The 14,163-nt window shown below is 74.2% G+C and carries 13 protein-coding genes; 5 read left to right on the forward strand and 8 right to left on the reverse strand.

Annotated features, from left to right (window positions below; all coding sequences use genetic code 11):
• Positions 1–53 precede the first annotated feature (53 nt).
• Positions 54–2,960, reverse strand: coding sequence for an AAA family ATPase (locus AB0C17_RS18465; protein ID WP_357479522.1), 2,907 nt, complete (start codon positions 2,958–2,960; stop codon positions 54–56).
• Positions 2,961–3,331: 371 nt separating this feature from the next.
• The gene (locus AB0C17_RS18470; RefSeq protein WP_357383347.1) at positions 3,332–3,808 is read right to left on the reverse strand and encodes a TspO/MBR family protein; all 477 of its coding nucleotides are present in this window, start codon (positions 3,806–3,808) and stop codon (positions 3,332–3,334) included.
• Between the two features lie 179 nt (positions 3,809–3,987).
• On the opposite strand from AB0C17_RS18470, the gene AB0C17_RS18475 reads away from it, so the two are divergent.
• Complete coding sequence (locus tag AB0C17_RS18475; RefSeq protein ID WP_357479524.1) at positions 3,988–5,145, forward strand: peptidoglycan DD-metalloendopeptidase family protein; 1,158 nt, start codon at positions 3,988–3,990, stop codon at positions 5,143–5,145.
• A gap of 84 nt (positions 5,146–5,229) precedes the next feature.
• Positions 5,230–5,670 carry a hypothetical protein gene (locus AB0C17_RS18480; protein WP_357383343.1) on the forward strand — a complete coding sequence of 147 codons (441 nt, stop codon included), beginning with the start codon at positions 5,230–5,232 and terminating at the stop codon, positions 5,668–5,670.
• Between the two features lie 7 nt (positions 5,671–5,677).
• On the opposite strand, the gene AB0C17_RS18485 is transcribed toward AB0C17_RS18480, so the two are convergent.
• From AB0C17_RS18485 to AB0C17_RS18505, 5 genes are read right to left on the reverse strand one after another with little or no spacing between them, the layout of a single operon-like run.
• Complete coding sequence (locus AB0C17_RS18485) at positions 5,678–6,388, reverse strand: dipeptide/oligopeptide/nickel ABC transporter ATP-binding protein (protein ID WP_357383341.1); 711 nt, start codon at positions 6,386–6,388, stop codon at positions 5,678–5,680.
• Positions 6,385–7,353 carry an ABC transporter ATP-binding protein gene (locus AB0C17_RS18490; protein ID WP_357383339.1) on the reverse strand — a complete coding sequence of 323 codons (969 nt, stop codon included), beginning with the start codon at positions 7,351–7,353 and terminating at the stop codon, positions 6,385–6,387. Before AB0C17_RS18490 ends, AB0C17_RS18485 begins: the two co-directional genes overlap by 4 nt.
• Positions 7,350–8,216, reverse strand: a complete 867-nt coding sequence (locus tag AB0C17_RS18495; protein WP_357383337.1) for an ABC transporter permease — start codon at positions 8,214–8,216, stop codon at positions 7,350–7,352. The genes AB0C17_RS18490 and AB0C17_RS18495 overlap by 4 nt, the downstream gene beginning before the upstream one ends.
• On the reverse strand, positions 8,209–9,231 hold the full coding sequence (locus tag AB0C17_RS18500) for an ABC transporter permease (RefSeq protein WP_357479527.1): 1,023 nt from the start codon (positions 9,229–9,231) through the stop codon (positions 8,209–8,211). Before AB0C17_RS18500 ends, AB0C17_RS18495 begins: the two co-directional genes overlap by 8 nt.
• Complete coding sequence (locus AB0C17_RS18505) at positions 9,198–10,790, reverse strand: ABC transporter substrate-binding protein (RefSeq protein WP_357479530.1); 1,593 nt, start codon at positions 10,788–10,790, stop codon at positions 9,198–9,200. The genes AB0C17_RS18500 and AB0C17_RS18505 overlap by 34 nt, the downstream gene beginning before the upstream one ends.
• A gap of 203 nt (positions 10,791–10,993) precedes the next feature.
• Here AB0C17_RS18505 and AB0C17_RS18510 point away from each other — a divergent pair, with 203 nt between their 5' ends.
• On the forward strand, positions 10,994–12,238 hold the full coding sequence (locus AB0C17_RS18510) for a PP2C family protein-serine/threonine phosphatase (protein ID WP_357383331.1): 1,245 nt from the start codon (positions 10,994–10,996) through the stop codon (positions 12,236–12,238).
• Positions 12,239–12,241: 3 nt separating this feature from the next.
• Here AB0C17_RS18510 and AB0C17_RS18515 read toward each other — a convergent pair whose 3' ends face one another.
• The gene (locus AB0C17_RS18515; RefSeq protein ID WP_357383329.1) at positions 12,242–12,598 is read right to left on the reverse strand and encodes an STAS domain-containing protein; all 357 of its coding nucleotides are present in this window, start codon (positions 12,596–12,598) and stop codon (positions 12,242–12,244) included.
• 364 nt (positions 12,599–12,962) lie between these two features.
• On the opposite strand from AB0C17_RS18515, the gene AB0C17_RS18520 reads away from it, so the two are divergent.
• Together AB0C17_RS18520 and AB0C17_RS18525 are read left to right on the forward strand one after the other, a co-directional pair.
• Positions 12,963–13,322: a sigma-70 family RNA polymerase sigma factor gene (locus tag AB0C17_RS18520; RefSeq protein WP_357479626.1), complete on the forward strand. Its 360-nt coding sequence runs from the start codon at positions 12,963–12,965 to the stop codon at positions 13,320–13,322.
• Positions 13,319–14,155, forward strand: coding sequence for a hypothetical protein (locus AB0C17_RS18525; protein WP_357479532.1), 837 nt, complete (start codon positions 13,319–13,321; stop codon positions 14,153–14,155). The genes AB0C17_RS18520 and AB0C17_RS18525 overlap by 4 nt, the downstream gene beginning before the upstream one ends.
• The last annotated feature ends 8 nt before the right edge of the window (positions 14,156–14,163 follow it).

Below are 14,163 nucleotides of genomic sequence, written 5' to 3' on the forward strand. Positions count from 1 at the left end.
CTACCCGGCCCGTGGGCGTTGCACGGAACGACGTCATCCCGCGCGGGCAGCGGTCACCGATCGGTGTCATCGAGCCGGGCGACCCAGGCGACCAGCCCTGACCGGGAGGTGACGCCGGCCTTGCGGTAGATCCGGGTCAGGTGCGCCTCCACGGTGCGCGGGCTGATGTTGAGCTGCCGCCCGATCAGCCGGCTGGTGACTCCGGTCGCGGTCAGCCGCGCGATGTGCCATTCCCGGTCGGTGAGGGCGGCAGCCGCGCGCGGGCCGACCGGCCGGGCCAGTCGCAGGCCGACCCGTTCCGTTCCGCACCATCCGGCCAGTTCCAGCGCGCGGCGGCGGGCCCGCGCCGCCGGGCCGGGCTGTTCCGCGGCTTCGGCCGCCCGGGCCAGGGAGGCCAGCGCCAGGCTGCGCCGCAGGGCCATGCCGCCGGAACGGAACAGGTCGACAGCGGTCTCCAGGTGGAGCTGCGCCGCCGTGATCTCGCCGCGGGCGAGCAGCACCTCGCCGTACGCCGACTCGGCGAAGCCCCGCTGCCCGGGCAGGCCCACCTGCTCCGCCTCGGCCATGGCCAGCCGCGCCTGCCGTTCGGCGCCGGCCACGTCGCCCGCGGCGAGCGCGGCGGAGCAGAGCAGTTCGTGCCACATCGGCCGGACGGCGGGCTGGAGGCGGCTCAGCCGGCTGTCACCGCCGGCCGAGTGCACCAGTTCGGCGCAGGTCGCCGGGTCACCGGCCAGCAACGCGGCAGTCGCCAGGGCGGTCGCCGCGGCACGGCCGCACCAGGTGGCCGGGTCGGTGGCGATTCCGACGGCGCTGCGGCCCAGCGCCACCGCCCGGTCGTCGTCCCGGGGGTCGCCGCGCCAGGCCGTCGCCTCCGCCTCGGACGCCAGGGCGAAGCTCAGCAGGTGGTGGCTGCCGATGCGCCGGGCGACGATGCCCGCCTCGGTGGCCAGTCCGATGGCCGTGCCCAGCAGGCCCGCGTGGTACGCCACCTGGCTGCGCGCGAGCAGGAGCTGGCAGAGCCCGTCGTCGCGGTGCGAGGCGCGGACGAGCGTCAGCCCACGGTCGAGGTGCCGCACCGCGTCGGCCGGCCGTTCGAGGTACGACTCGCTCAGGCCGAGCGCGGTGAGGCAGTCGGGGTGGTCGCGCAGGTCCCGGTCTGGGAGCGAGTCGACGATGCGGCTTCCGGCGTCGAGCAGCCCACGCGCCTCGTCGAGCGCGCCGTCGTGCACGGCGGCCAGGCTGCGTACGGCCAGGAGGCCGGCCCGGTCGACGCCCGAGCCGCCCGGATCCGCGGTGAGCGCGTCGGGCAGCGCGGTCACGGGGCGGCCGGCCAGGATGCCGGCGACACCGATCTCGGTGGCGAGCCGGTAGCCGCCGGTGGGCCCGGTGCCGGCCGGCAGGGCGGCCAGCTCGCGCCGGCTGATCGCCGCCGCCTCCGCGTAGTTACCGAGCAGGCGTTCCACCCGCGCCCACAGCGCCACCGCGCGGGCCCGTCGTCCCTCCTCGTCGGCGGGGAACAACGGCACGATCTCCTGGAGCAGGGCCCGGCTCTCGGCCAGGTTGCCCGCCTCGCCGGTGATCTGGGCCAGCGCGAGCGACACGTCGCGGCGGCGCTGGGTCGAACCGGCCGTCGGCCGCAGCGCCCGCAACGCCTGCCGCAGCCAGTGGACGGCCAGATCCGGCGCCTCACGCCGGATCTCCTGTGCGGCCCGGGAGAGCACGTCGGCGCAGCGTTCGGCCCAACGGCCGTTCGGCAGGGCGAGCAGGCGTTCCGCGTAGCGCGCCTGGTCCACCGGCGGCGCGCCGAGATCGACGAGCGCGGTGAGCGCCCGCGCGCAGGCCTCCACCCGCCACGCCGGGTCGGTGTCCTGGGCGACCGCCATCCGCAGCACCGGGTGCCGGAGGGCGAACCGTCCGGTGCCGGGTACGCGGCGGATCAGGTCGAGCCGGGCCAGCCGCCAAGCGGCCTCGACCGCCTGTGCCGTCGGCACCTGCGCCACCTCGGCCAGCAGCTCCGGGGCGAAGGGCGCGTCGACGATCGCCCCGGCCCGCAGGCAGGCCAGCTCGACGGGCGGCAGGTCGGCCCACTCGCGGCGCAGGGCGGCCACCGCCGCGTCGGGCAGCCGGGCGCTCTGCGCGTCGCGGATCGGGTCGGTGCCGGCCGGAGCGGGTCCGCCCGGAAGCGCCGCCAGGTAACCCGGGTTGCCGCCGGTCAGGTCGTACCGGGCGCGCAGTTCCGCCGGATCGGCGTCGGGGTGCAGGAGCGCGACCTCGGCGAGGCTGAGCGGCAAGAGTTCGATCCGGTCGTGGGACGCCGGCTCCGGATCGGCGTTCTCGTCGGATTCCGGCGGGCCGAACGGCATCGGGGTCGCCGTCTGCCTCGGGCGGTAGACGAGCACGAGCAGCAGCGGCGCCGGCACCGGATACCGCAGCAGGTGGGCGATCAGGCCGGCGGAGGAGGCGTCCGCCCAGTGCAGGTCGTCGAGGACCAGCACCAGTCCGTCCCGGGCAGCCAGCCCGATCAGCCGGCGGGCCGCCTGGTAGGTCCGGAACCGCCTGACGTCCGACGCCCGCTCCGGTGCCGGTGGCGGCGCGGCGGCCTCCGCCCAGTTCTCCGCGGGTCGCCCGGACCGCAGCCCGCGCCGAGGTGGCTGGCCCTTCGTGAGGGCGTGCCGGAACACGTGGAAGGGAACTCCCCGCTCGTCCGGTGCGCACGTCCCGACGGCCCAGACGACGGCGGGGGCGCATCGTCGCAGGGCCTCGTGGACCAGGCGGGTCTTGCCGACACCCGGCTCGCCGACCACTTCACACACCATCTGCCGGCCCTGGCCGAATGCCGCGTCCCGGACTTTCCCGATACGCGCCAACTGCGATTCCCGCCCGGCGAAGCACGGGCCCGTTGACGCATTTCCCAGCCCAGGTGTCATCACGCAGATCAGACGCTTTCCGGCACACTCCATAGGGGATGGTCGAACTATAGCGGCGGAGCGCCGCCGAATGTCACGGGCCCTGAGGCGGTCGGGCCCTTATTTCATCGAAGTGCCGGAACGGCGATTCTTTCCGAGACCGCACCACAGCCCGCAGAAGGGACTGGTCACTACAAGGGCGGAACGATACCGATATCGCCATGATTATGCGCGGCCATGCGAACCGGCCCGAAACCGATATCGCCGACTTCCGCCAATTTCGGCGAGGCCGAGGCGGGTGACGGGCACCTGGGAGACGAAATGGAAAATGCGCGGGGTTCCCACCCCATGGAAACGGGCGGAGCACGGTCAGCGGAAACGGACGCTCCGCCCAGCCCTCGCCCAGCCCGGCGGGAGCACCGGGCTCACCTGCCGCGATTGAGACGGACGATGGCGCCGTTCAGCGCGGTGGCGAAGAGGGTCCACGCAACGTACGGGGCCAGTGCGGCTCCGGCCGGACCGTCGGTGCGCGCCGCGCGGCGCAGCAGCGCCAGGTTGGACAGGTTCAGCGCGGCGATCTCGGCCAGCGCGGCGGCCGGTCTCCGGGCACCGAAGAACAGGGCCGACCAGCCGGCGTTGAGCGCCAGGTTGAGCGCGTAGCCACGCGCGAAGGAGGCCCGCTCGGGCCCTTCGGAGCGGTCCAGCGCCCGGGCGCCGGCGACCGCGATCAGCCCGTACAGCGGGGTCCAGACGAGCGGGAACGCGGTGGACGGCGGCTGCCACGCGGGCTTGCGCAGGCCGCGGTACCAGCGCGAGGAGGTGGCGGACGAGGTGACGGCGGCACCCGCGGCTGCGGTCGCGGCCACCGCCGCCGCGGTCTTGACCAGGGTCGGTACTCGCATACCGCTCAGCTACCCGGTCAGCCTCGGATCAACCCGCTGGTGCGCCGCCTTCGTCCGCGATCCGTTCCGGGCACCCTCCCGGCGCACAGATCCTTCATCGGAGCACGCGTGAGTCGTAGACAATTTTCACACCCTTCGATAACCTCGCCATTCAGTGATGCTTGTCGATAGGAGGCCCCATGCGACGGCTCGTGCTCTCCTTCACTCTGGCGGCGATCGGCGCCTGGACCGTGGCGCCGGCGCCGGCCTCGGCCGCACCCCGCCCGGCACCGGCACCCGTCACCGACGCGGTGACCGCCAAACTCCTCGGCCAGGCCGACGCCGCCGCCCGGACCGCCGGGCCGCAGCGGACCCGGGTCACCGTCACCCGGGCGAACGGCGGGTGGGCGTTCGGCACCGCAGTGCTGCTGGCGGACCGGTCCGCCGACGCGCACCCCACCGGGTCGGTCTTCCTCGCGCGGGCCGGCGCCAAGGGCTGGACCGTCGCCTTCGACGGCGAGGCCGCGTTCGGTGACCTGGCCGCCGCGTCACCGCTGGTGAGCCAGGACGAGAAGGCGGTGTTCCGCACGCCCGTCACCCCGATGTACGCCGGGAGCGACTTCCGGACCGGAATGGCGCTGCCGTTCGCGGTCGGGCAGACGTGGACGCTCACCGGCGGGCCGCACGGCTGGGGCGGCGGCGCGCCGTGGAGTTCGATCGACCTCTCCGGCGGCGACCAGGTGGTCCGGGCCGCGCGGGCCGGAACCGCGTACACGATGTGCACCGGGTGGATCCGGGTCATCCACGACCGGGGGTACTCGACCGACTACTACCACCTGTGGAGCAGCATCTCCGTCAACGGCGCCGCCGTCGCGCAGGGCGCGTACCTCGGCTACACCGGCACCGACGTCACCTGCGGCGGCTCCGCCACCGGCCGGCACGTGCACTTCGGGCTGCGGCAGAACTCGGCCTACGTCCCGATCGCCGGTCACGGCATCGGGAAGTGGGACATCGCCAACGGCGCCGGTGAGTACCAGGGTGGCGCCCGGCACGGGTCCGCCTTCGCCGGCGTGGGCGGCGCCCTCTACAACTACGGCGCGCTCGGGCTCAACCAGGGAGTCGTCGACGCCAACGGCGGCGGCACGCTGACCCGGCGGTCCGGTCCCGGAACGGGGTACGGCGCCCTCGGGTCGGTCGCCGACGGCGCCACAGTGACCATCGCCTGCTCCGCCAACGGCACCTCGCACACCGGCCGGTACGGCACCACAGCGCTGTGGGACCGGCTCAGCGACGGCAGCTGGGTGTCCGACGCCTACCTCTCCACCGGCGTCAACGGGCCGATAAACGGCTGGTGCTGACCACTCCGGGCCGCGTGCGACCGCGCGCGGCCCGGAACCGCCACCCGTGCGAGTGGATCAGGGTGGCTGCTACCTTCCGGACGCATGGACGACTCCCCTCGCTGGTACCGCCCGGCCCCCGACCTGCTGCTCCTGGTCGGCAGCGCCACCGCGCTGCTCGGCTACCTGATCCCGTGGTTCCGCGCCAGCCGCCTCCACCAGTGGTCGTACTCGGGCTGGACCTACCTGGAGGCCGAGGGCGGCTGGACCTGGCTGGTCGTGGTGTCCCTGGCGATCGCCGTCCTCGCCGGACTCTGGGCCGGCCGGAGCGTGGCGTGCGCCAAGCTCGCGGTCGGCGCGGCGGTGGCCGGGATGTTCCTCGCCGGTGCCGTGGTCGCGGTGAGCCTGGACGCGCTGCCGGAGCGCGACAGCATCGACTGGGTCGGTGAACTGCCCTTCGAGATGGGGATGCCGCTCATGGCGATCGGATTCGGGGCCGTCGTCGCCGGGGCGGTGGGCGCCGTACGCCGACCCGTCGAGGAGTGACGCGACGTCACGCCGCCGGCAGGTCCACCACCCGGGTGGCCCAGCGGGCCATCAGCGCCGGGTCGTGGGTGATGACCAGGACCCCGGCGCCCTGCCGGCGCTGGTAGTCGCCGATGACGGCGGCGACGTGTGCCTGGGTGGAGGCGTCGAGCATCGCGGTGGCCTCGTCGCAGAGCAGGTAGTCCGGCCGGTGCACCAGGGCACGGGCCAGGCAGGCGCGTTGCAGTTGCCCGTCGCTGACCGCGTGCGGGCGGCGGGTCAGCAGGTCGGCGGTGAGTCCGACCAGCTCGGCCAGCTCCGCCGTACGGGCGGCCGCCCGCTCGCGCGGTGTGCCGGTGGCGCGTAGCGGCTCGGCGACGATGTCGGCGAGGCTCAATCGCGGGTCGGTGGCGGCGCGCGGGCTCTGGAACAGGATCGCCACGCGGGTGCGCACTTGCGCCGGCAGGCGATGGCGGACACCGTCGAGCGGTTGCCCGTCGATCGTGACGTGCCCGCTGTCCGGGGCGTGCAGCAGCGCGAGGACGCGGGCGAGCGTGGACTTGCCGCTGCCCGACGGCCCGCGCAGCCCGACCGTCTCACCGGGGGCGATGTGCAGGTCTACCCGGTCGAGGACGCGCTGCCCGCCGTACGCGACGCAGACCTGGTGCGCGGCGAGCCCGCCGGCCGGCGCGGCGCCCCGGGCGGCGGCGTCGGTGGCGTCCGGAACCGTGACCGTCATGCCGGTACCTCCTCGCGAAGCGGGTGGTGGCAGGCGACCCGGCCCGCGCCGTCGGCGGCGAGACGGGGCAGCGTCGCGCAGGTGTCGGTGGCGCGGGCGCAGCGCGGGGCGAAGGCGCAGCCGCCGGGCAGGTCGGTGAGCGCGGGCGGGTGGCCCGGCACCGGAACGAAGGCGCGGTCGGGCAGGGCGTCGAGCAGCCCGGCGGTGTACGGGTGGGCCGGGTCGTCGAACAACGCCTCGGCGGGGCGGTGTTCGACGATGCGGCTGGCGTACATCACCGCGACGGTGTCCGCGACGCGGCGCGCGGCGGCCAGGTCGTGCGTGATGAGCAGGACGGCGGCGCCGGTGTCGCAGCGGCGGCGCAGCAGGTCGAGGGTGTGGTCGACGAGCGGCCGGTCGAGGCCGGTGGTGGGTTCGTCGGCGAGCAGCACCGGCGGGTCGGGCGCGAGGGCGAGCGCGGTGGCGAGCCGCTGCGCCATGCCGCCGGACAGCTCGTGCGGGTACCGGTCGAGGGCGGCCGGGTCGAGACCGACGTCGGCGGCGATCCGGTCGGCGGCGGCGGGCGCGTCGCGGCGGGTGTGCCCGTGCGCGCGCAGCGTCTCCGCCAGCAGCTTCCGGCCGGTCCGCACCGGGGTGAGCGCGGTGGCGGGGCTCTGCGGGACGAGGCCGACGGCCCGGCCGCGTACGTGCCGGGCTAGGTGCCGTTCCCCGACGCCGATCAGATCGACCTCGTCCCGGCCCGGCGCGCGCAGGTCGGCCCGCCCGGTGACTGTGGCGTTGCGCGGCAGCAGGCCGAGCAGGGCGTGCGCGAGGACGGACTTGCCGCACCCGGACTCGCCGACCACGGCAAGCAGCTCGCCGGGCCGCAGCGTGAGGCTCAGGTCGGTGACGGCGTGCACGACGGCGTCCCGCAGCCGGAAGCGGACGGTCAGCCCGTCAACGGTCAGCAGCGCCGGGGCGGTCACAGGTGCAGCTCCGCCCGTACGCGCGGGTCGAGGCGGTCGCGCCAGCGGCCGGTGAGCGCGGCGAGCGCCAGCGTGGCCGCCACGAGCAGGAGGCCGGGGACGATGCTGGCCCACCAGGCGCCGGTGAGCAGCGACCGCTGCCCGTCGTTGATCATGTTGCCGATCGAGGCCAGGTGCGGCGGCAGGCCGAGGCCGAGGAAGGACAGCGCGGTCTCGTGCCAGACGGCGTGCGGCACCATGAGCGTGGTCGCCAGCGCCAGGCGCGGCAGCACGTGCGGCAGCAGGTGCCGGGTGAGCACCCGGGCCCGGCTCGCGCCGCCGGAGATCGCGGCGTCCACGAACGGCCGGTTACGCAGGCTGAGCAGCTCGGAGCGGACGATCCGGGCGGTGGACAGCCAGTGCGTCAGCGCGATGGACGCGATCACCGCACCCAGGCTGGGACGCAGCATCGCCACGATGAAGATGCCCAGCAGCAGGTGCGGCAGCGCGGCGACGGTGTCCACGACGCGCATGAGCGCCCTGTCGACCCAGCCGCCGACGCTGCCGGCGAGCGCGCCGACCAGGCCGCCGATGACGGCGGCGACGAGCGCCGCGACCGCGCCGACGAGCAGCGAGACGCGCAGGCCGTAGAGGCTGCGCACAGCCACGTCGCGGCCGAGGTCGTCGGTGCCGGCCAGGTGCTCCGGCGAGGGCGCGAGCCGGGTACGGGAGAGGTCGACGGCGCTCTGGTCCAGCGGCCACAGGACCGGGGCGAGCAGCGCGGCGGCCACGACACCGGCGAGCATGACGACGGCGACTGTCGTGCCCACGCTGCCGGGACGGCGCAGGCGCCGGACGCGCGCGGGGAGGGCGAGGTCAGTCATCGAGGCGTACCCGGGGGTCGGCGGCGGCGTAGGCGAGGTCGGTGAGCAGATTCGCGGTCAGCACCACGACGGCGGTGGCCAGCGTCGTGGCCGCGAGCAGCGGGAAGTCGGCGCCCAGCGCCGCCTCGACGGTGACCGCGCCGAGCCCGGGCAGGGAGAACACGGTCTCCACCAGGACCGCGCCGCCGACGAGTTCGGGCAGGTGCGTGCCGACCAGGGTGAGGAACGGCAGCAGCGCGGTACGCAGCGCGTGTCCGAACAGGACGACCCGGCCGGGCAGCCCTCGGGCGCGGGCGGCCAGGACGTGGTCGTCGCGCAGGCTCTCGGCGACCGCGTCTCGGACGAACAGCACGAACCACGGGGCCTGGGAGATCGCCAGCACTGTCACCGGCAGCACCAGGTGCCGGGCCACGTCGGCCGGGTCGGTGCCGGTGGCGGTGATGTCGGTGAGCCCCCCGGCGGGCAACCAGCCGAGGGTGAGGGCGAACACGGCGATGGCCGCGAGACCGATCCAGAACACCGGCATGGACTGCACCGCGTACGCGACGGCGCGCAGCGCCCTGTCGAACCAGCCACCCCGCCGGTACGCGGCCAGCGTGCCCAGCAGCACGCTCGCCACCAGCACCAGGGCCAGCGCGGTGCCGACGAGCAGCAGCGTCCAGCCGGCCCGGGACGCGAGCACGGACGTGACCGGTTCGTGCCGGCTGGTCGACCAGCCCAGGTCGCCACGCAGCAGGTTGCCGACCCAGCGGGCGTACCGCACCGGCAGCGGGTCGTCGACGCCCCAGTTGGCGCGGATCTGCGCCAGGTTCTCCTCGCTGGTGGTGAACGCCGCCGCGCCCGCGTACTGCTGGGCCGGGTCGATCGGGGAGGCGGCGCCGAGGGCGAACATGCCCATGCTTGTCGCGGCCAGCACCGGTACTGCGACCAGCAGCCGGCGCCGGACCACGACGCCTGCCCCGGCCAGCCGCCGCCGGCCGGTCACGACTTCTTCGTCCAGGTGTGCACGTTCCACCAGATGCTGTTGGCGACGTCGTGCTCGTGCGGCTCGACCCGCGGCGTCACCCCGGTCACGGAGTCCTTCAGCACGTAGGTGTGCTGGAGGTAGGTGAGGAACACCCACGGCACGTCGGCGGCGAGCTGCTTCTGGAACGTGGCGTACGCGGCCTTGCGGGCGGCCGGGTCGGCGTTGTCCCGGCCGGCCTGCAACGCGGCGTCGGTGACCGCCGAGCGGTACGAGCCGGGGTTGAAGAAGCCCTGCCCGGCGAAGGCCGAGCTGAACAGCTTGTAGGAGACGAAGTCCGGGTCGTACGGCGTGCCGTAGCCCATGATCAGCGCGTCCGTCTTCATCCGCGGGGTGATCGCGTCCCAGGTCAGGCCCTCCGGCGTGACAGTGATGCCGACCTTCTTCGCGTCGGCGACGACGGCCAGGGCCAGTTCCTTGCGCAGGCTGTCGGTGGCCGGGTACAGGATCGTGAACGCGGCCTGCCGCCCGTCCTTGACCCGGATGCCGTCCGGGCCGGGCTTCCACCCGGCGGCGTCCAGCGCGGCGGTCGCCGCGGCGGTGTCGGCGGCCGGCTTGCCGACGATCGACGGCTCGGCGTATTCCGACGTGGGCGGCACCGGCCCGAACGCGGGCTCCCCGGCGCCGCCGAGCACACCGGTCACCATGGCCTGCCGGTCCACCGCGACGTTCAGCGCCCGCCGGATCGCCAGGTCGGCGGTGACCGGGTTGCCCATCGGCAGCATGACGCCCCGGTAGTCGGCGGTCGGCACCTTGTGCACCCGGTAGCCGTCGCGGCTCTCGAAGCCGGAGGCGAGCTTCGGCGCCAGCTCCGCCGCGTCGAACTCACCGGCCCGCATCCGCTGGGCACGGACGTTGTCGTCGGCGACGAACGCCACCACCACGCCGGAGTTCGCCGGCTTGCCGTCCCAGTACGCCTCGTTCGCCGCGAGCACGAGCCGGTCACCCGGGGTCCAGGACGTGAACCGGTACGGGCCGGTGCCGACCGGCTTACGGTTGAACGCGGCCTTGTTGACGTCCTGCCCGGCGAACGCCTTCGCCGGGACGATCCCCAGCGCCAGCCGTTGCAGGAACGGCGCGTACGCGTACTTCAGCGTGAACACGACTGTCGCCGGGTCGGGCGCGGCGACGGAGGCGAGCATGTCGAGGTCGGAGCGCAGCGTCGAGTCGACAGCGGGGTCCAGCACCGCCTGGTAGGTGAAGACCACGTCCTGCGCGGTGAGCGGGCTGCCGTCGTGGAACCGCACGCCCTCGCGCAGCTTCGCGGTGACCGTCTTCCCGTCCGCCGAGACGGTGGGCAGCTCGCGGGCCAGCGCCGGCACCAGTTGGTTGCGGGCGTCCCGGGCGACCAGCCCGTCGAAGATCAACGACGCGCCGTCGACCCCGTAGTTGAGCACCGGATTGAGCGTGTCCGGCTCACCGGCGGTGGCGACCACCACCGTGCCGGCCCCGCTCGTGCCGGTCGACGCCGTCGGCGACGAGCAGGCGGCGGCGAGCAGGGCGGCGGCGAGCACCGCCGCCACGCGTACGGGCATGGGCCTGATCCCCACCGGCAGCTCCTTCGGACCGTCGTCCCGGCAGCAACCGGGCGGGTGCCCCGGCGAAGATCAGATCATCGCGTGCCCGGGCACCCACCCGCTGCTGCCAGCATCCTGTAGTTGCAAACTTTATGCAATAGAGCCGCGTCGACGGCCACGGCCTCCGGCGTCCCGCTCGCCAGGCGACCCGCGAGCAGGCTGAATATGCTCGACTGGTGGAGAACAGCGAACGGGCGGTAGTGGCCGGCATACTGCAGTCGGCCGAGGACGGCGCACCGGTGGAGGCGGTCGAGGCCGTCACCGCCACCATCGCCGCAGCCCTGAACGCACTGAGCGTCTCGCTGCTCATCGCCGACCTCAGCGGTCGCGCGCTGGTCCGGCTGACCCATCAGCCGGCTGACGACGGTCCCGGCCGTCGACAGGACGAGGAGGCCGCCGAGGTCCTCCCCTTCGACGGCGGGCCCTACGAGCAGGCACTACGCCAGCAGACCGCCCGGGTGATCCCCGGTCACGGCCGGTGGACGGTGGTCGCGCCGGTCACCGAGCGAGGAGAGGCGATCGGCCTTCTGGAGATCGACCTGCCCGGCGAGCCGGACGACGCGGCGGTCGCCCGGATCGCCCGTACGGCGCACGCGCTGGCGTTCGTCGTCATCGCCAACCGCCGGCACACCGACCTGTTCGAGTGGGGGCAGCGCACCACGCCGTTCAGCCTCTCCGCCGAGATCCAACGCCGGCTCCTGCCCGCCTCGTTCACCTGCGAGGCCGGCGCCTTCACGCTCTCCGGCTGGCTGGAGCCGGCCGCCAGCGTCGGTGGGGACACTTTCGACTACAGCCTGGCGCGAGACGTCCTGCACCTCAGCGTCACCGACGCCATGGGGCACGGCGTGGCGAGCGCGCTCACCGCCACCCTCGGCGTCGGCAGCCTGCGCAACACGCGGCGGCGCGGCGGCAGCCTCGTCGCCCAGGCCGAGGAGGCCAACCGGGCCATCGCCCAGCACGCCAACGTGCGCGGCGCGTACGTCACAGCCGTGCTGGGCCGCGTCGACCTGCCCACCGGCCGGTGCGAACTGCTCAACGCCGGTCACATCCCACCGATGCTGGTCCGCGGCGGCCGGGTCCTGCCGGTGGACCTGCCGGCCAACTTCCCGCTCGGCATGTTCCCCGAGGAGGGCTTCCGCAGCGGGGAGCTGTCCCTGCTGCCCGGCGACCGGCTGGTGCTGGTCACCGACGGCATGCGGGACCGCAACGCCGCCGACGTCGACCTGCCCGCCACCCTGCTCCGCCTCGCCCACCTGCACCCCCGCGAGGCGGTGCGAGCGCTGTCCGACGCGGTGCTGGCAGCCGCCGGGCCGGTCCTGGACGACGACGCCACGATGCTCGTCATCGACTGGTACGACGGTCACGGGCCACGGAACACCACCGCCGGCGCCGACCCCGCCCGCGTCAGCCCCGACGAGTGACGCTCAGCGCACCGCCGCCGGTGAGGCCTCCTCCGCCTCTCGCACCGTCTCGAAAAGTGGGATGACGCGGTCCACCGAGGTGATCGAGAAAACCTTGCGTACCGGCTGGCGCACGCCGGCCAGACCCATCCAGCCCTCGCGTTCCCGCAGGCTCTTGTAGGCGAGCACGAGTGCGCCCAGGCCGCTGGAGTCCACGAACCCGACCTGGGTCAGGTCGACGACCACCGCCCCCGCACCGGCCTCCACCACCTCGAGCAACCGGTCACGCAACTGCGGCGCGCTGGCCATGTCCAGATCACCGGCGACCTCGATCACCGGGCCGACAGGCCCCTGCCTGGTCGTCAGCGAGAACTCCACCAATCCCCCTCGACGCTAGCCGGTATGGCTGGTCCCATCCACGGTGCCAGAAGTCGGCTCCGATCGCCTCCCGTGGGTCCGGGTAAGTCACGGCGGCCGCCCGCCGGGTGGCGCAGGACACGCCGGTGCCGGTCACGTATCGAATTGTTCCGCCTTCCGAGCAACCTCGGGCGCCACAACCGACGTGACTATCCCGAATCTGATCGGAGGTCCGAATGAGTGATCGCGACACGGCGTTCGCCGAGTACTTCTCGGCGAGGCACCACGCCATGCGCGCCACCGCGTACTTGCTCTGCGGTGACTGGCACCGCGCGCGGAGGATCTGGTCCAGACCGGGTTCACCAAGCTGTACCTGGCCTGGGACCGGATCGCCCGGCACGAGGTGCTCGACTCCTACCTGCGCCAGATCATCGTCCGGTCCTTCCTCGACGAACGGCGGCGGGGCTGGTGGCGGCGGGAACGGGTGGGCACGCCCGACGCCGATTCGCCGATGCCGGCGAGTCCGCACGAGGACCGGCTCGTGATGCTCCAGGCGCTCGCCGCCGTACCGCCCCGGCAGCGGGCCGTCCTGGTCCTCCGCTACTGGGAGGACCTGCCGATCGACGAGGTGGCGGCGCTGCTGGACTGCTCGCCGGGAACGGTGAAGAGCCAGTCCGCCCGCGGCCTCGACACGTTGCGCGGTCTCCTGTCACCCGTGCACTCACCGAGCGAGAAGGGGCAACGATGAACGGAGAACAGCTGCGCGAGGCTCTTCGCGACGAGATGCTCAGCGTCGCCACGGCACCGCGACTCAGCGTCGACGGCATGCTGCGTACCGCCCGGCGGGCTCGCAACAGGCGGCGAGCCGTCCGGGCGTGCGCCGGGTCGGCGACGGCGGTTCTCGCGGTCGCGGGCGTCGTGGCCATCTCCACCCCGGACGGCGGCGATCGTCGCCCACCGGCCGCGCTGCCGCAGGCCGCCCCGCCGCCGTCGGCGGACAAAAGCGCCGAACCGATGCCGACCGGGCCCGACGGCCTGCCGCAGGAGGACCGCACCGCACGGGCGGGCACCCGGTACGACCAGGGCGCCCTGCTGCTCGACCGGCTCCTCGCCGGGGTGCCCGCCGGCTACACCGCCGAGAAGACCACGCCCGGCGGGACCGGCGAGAAGACGCCGGGGACGCATCAGGCGGACTTCACCGGCCGGGTCGACGGCGTCGAGGTGTGGAGCTACATGGCCTCTGTCGACGTGGCAAAGGGGACGTGGAAGGGACGCCTGCTCACCGAGGTGCACACGCCTGGGAACCGGCTGCCGGCCGAACCGTGCGCCCTGGCCCGTGAGTTCTGGCGCATGGGTGGCGAGTGCCAGCCGGTGACCGTCGGCGACGCGACGGTGGGCGTGGTGGTCCGGCCCGGCGCGGACGACCGGTTCGACCAGTGGGCCGCCTACCGGCACCCGGACGGCGTGGTGGTCTTCGTCGCGCAGGGCTCGTACGACAGGCAGACGCCCGCCGCGCCGCTGCCGTTCACCGCGCGCGAACTGGCGGCTCTCGCGGTCGACGAACGGCTGCACCTGCGGTAGCCGCCGCA

The sequence above is a fragment of the Micromonospora sp. NPDC048887 genome, from assembly GCF_040649715.1.
In the GTDB taxonomy this organism is placed as follows: domain Bacteria; phylum Actinomycetota; class Actinomycetes; order Mycobacteriales; family Micromonosporaceae; genus Micromonospora.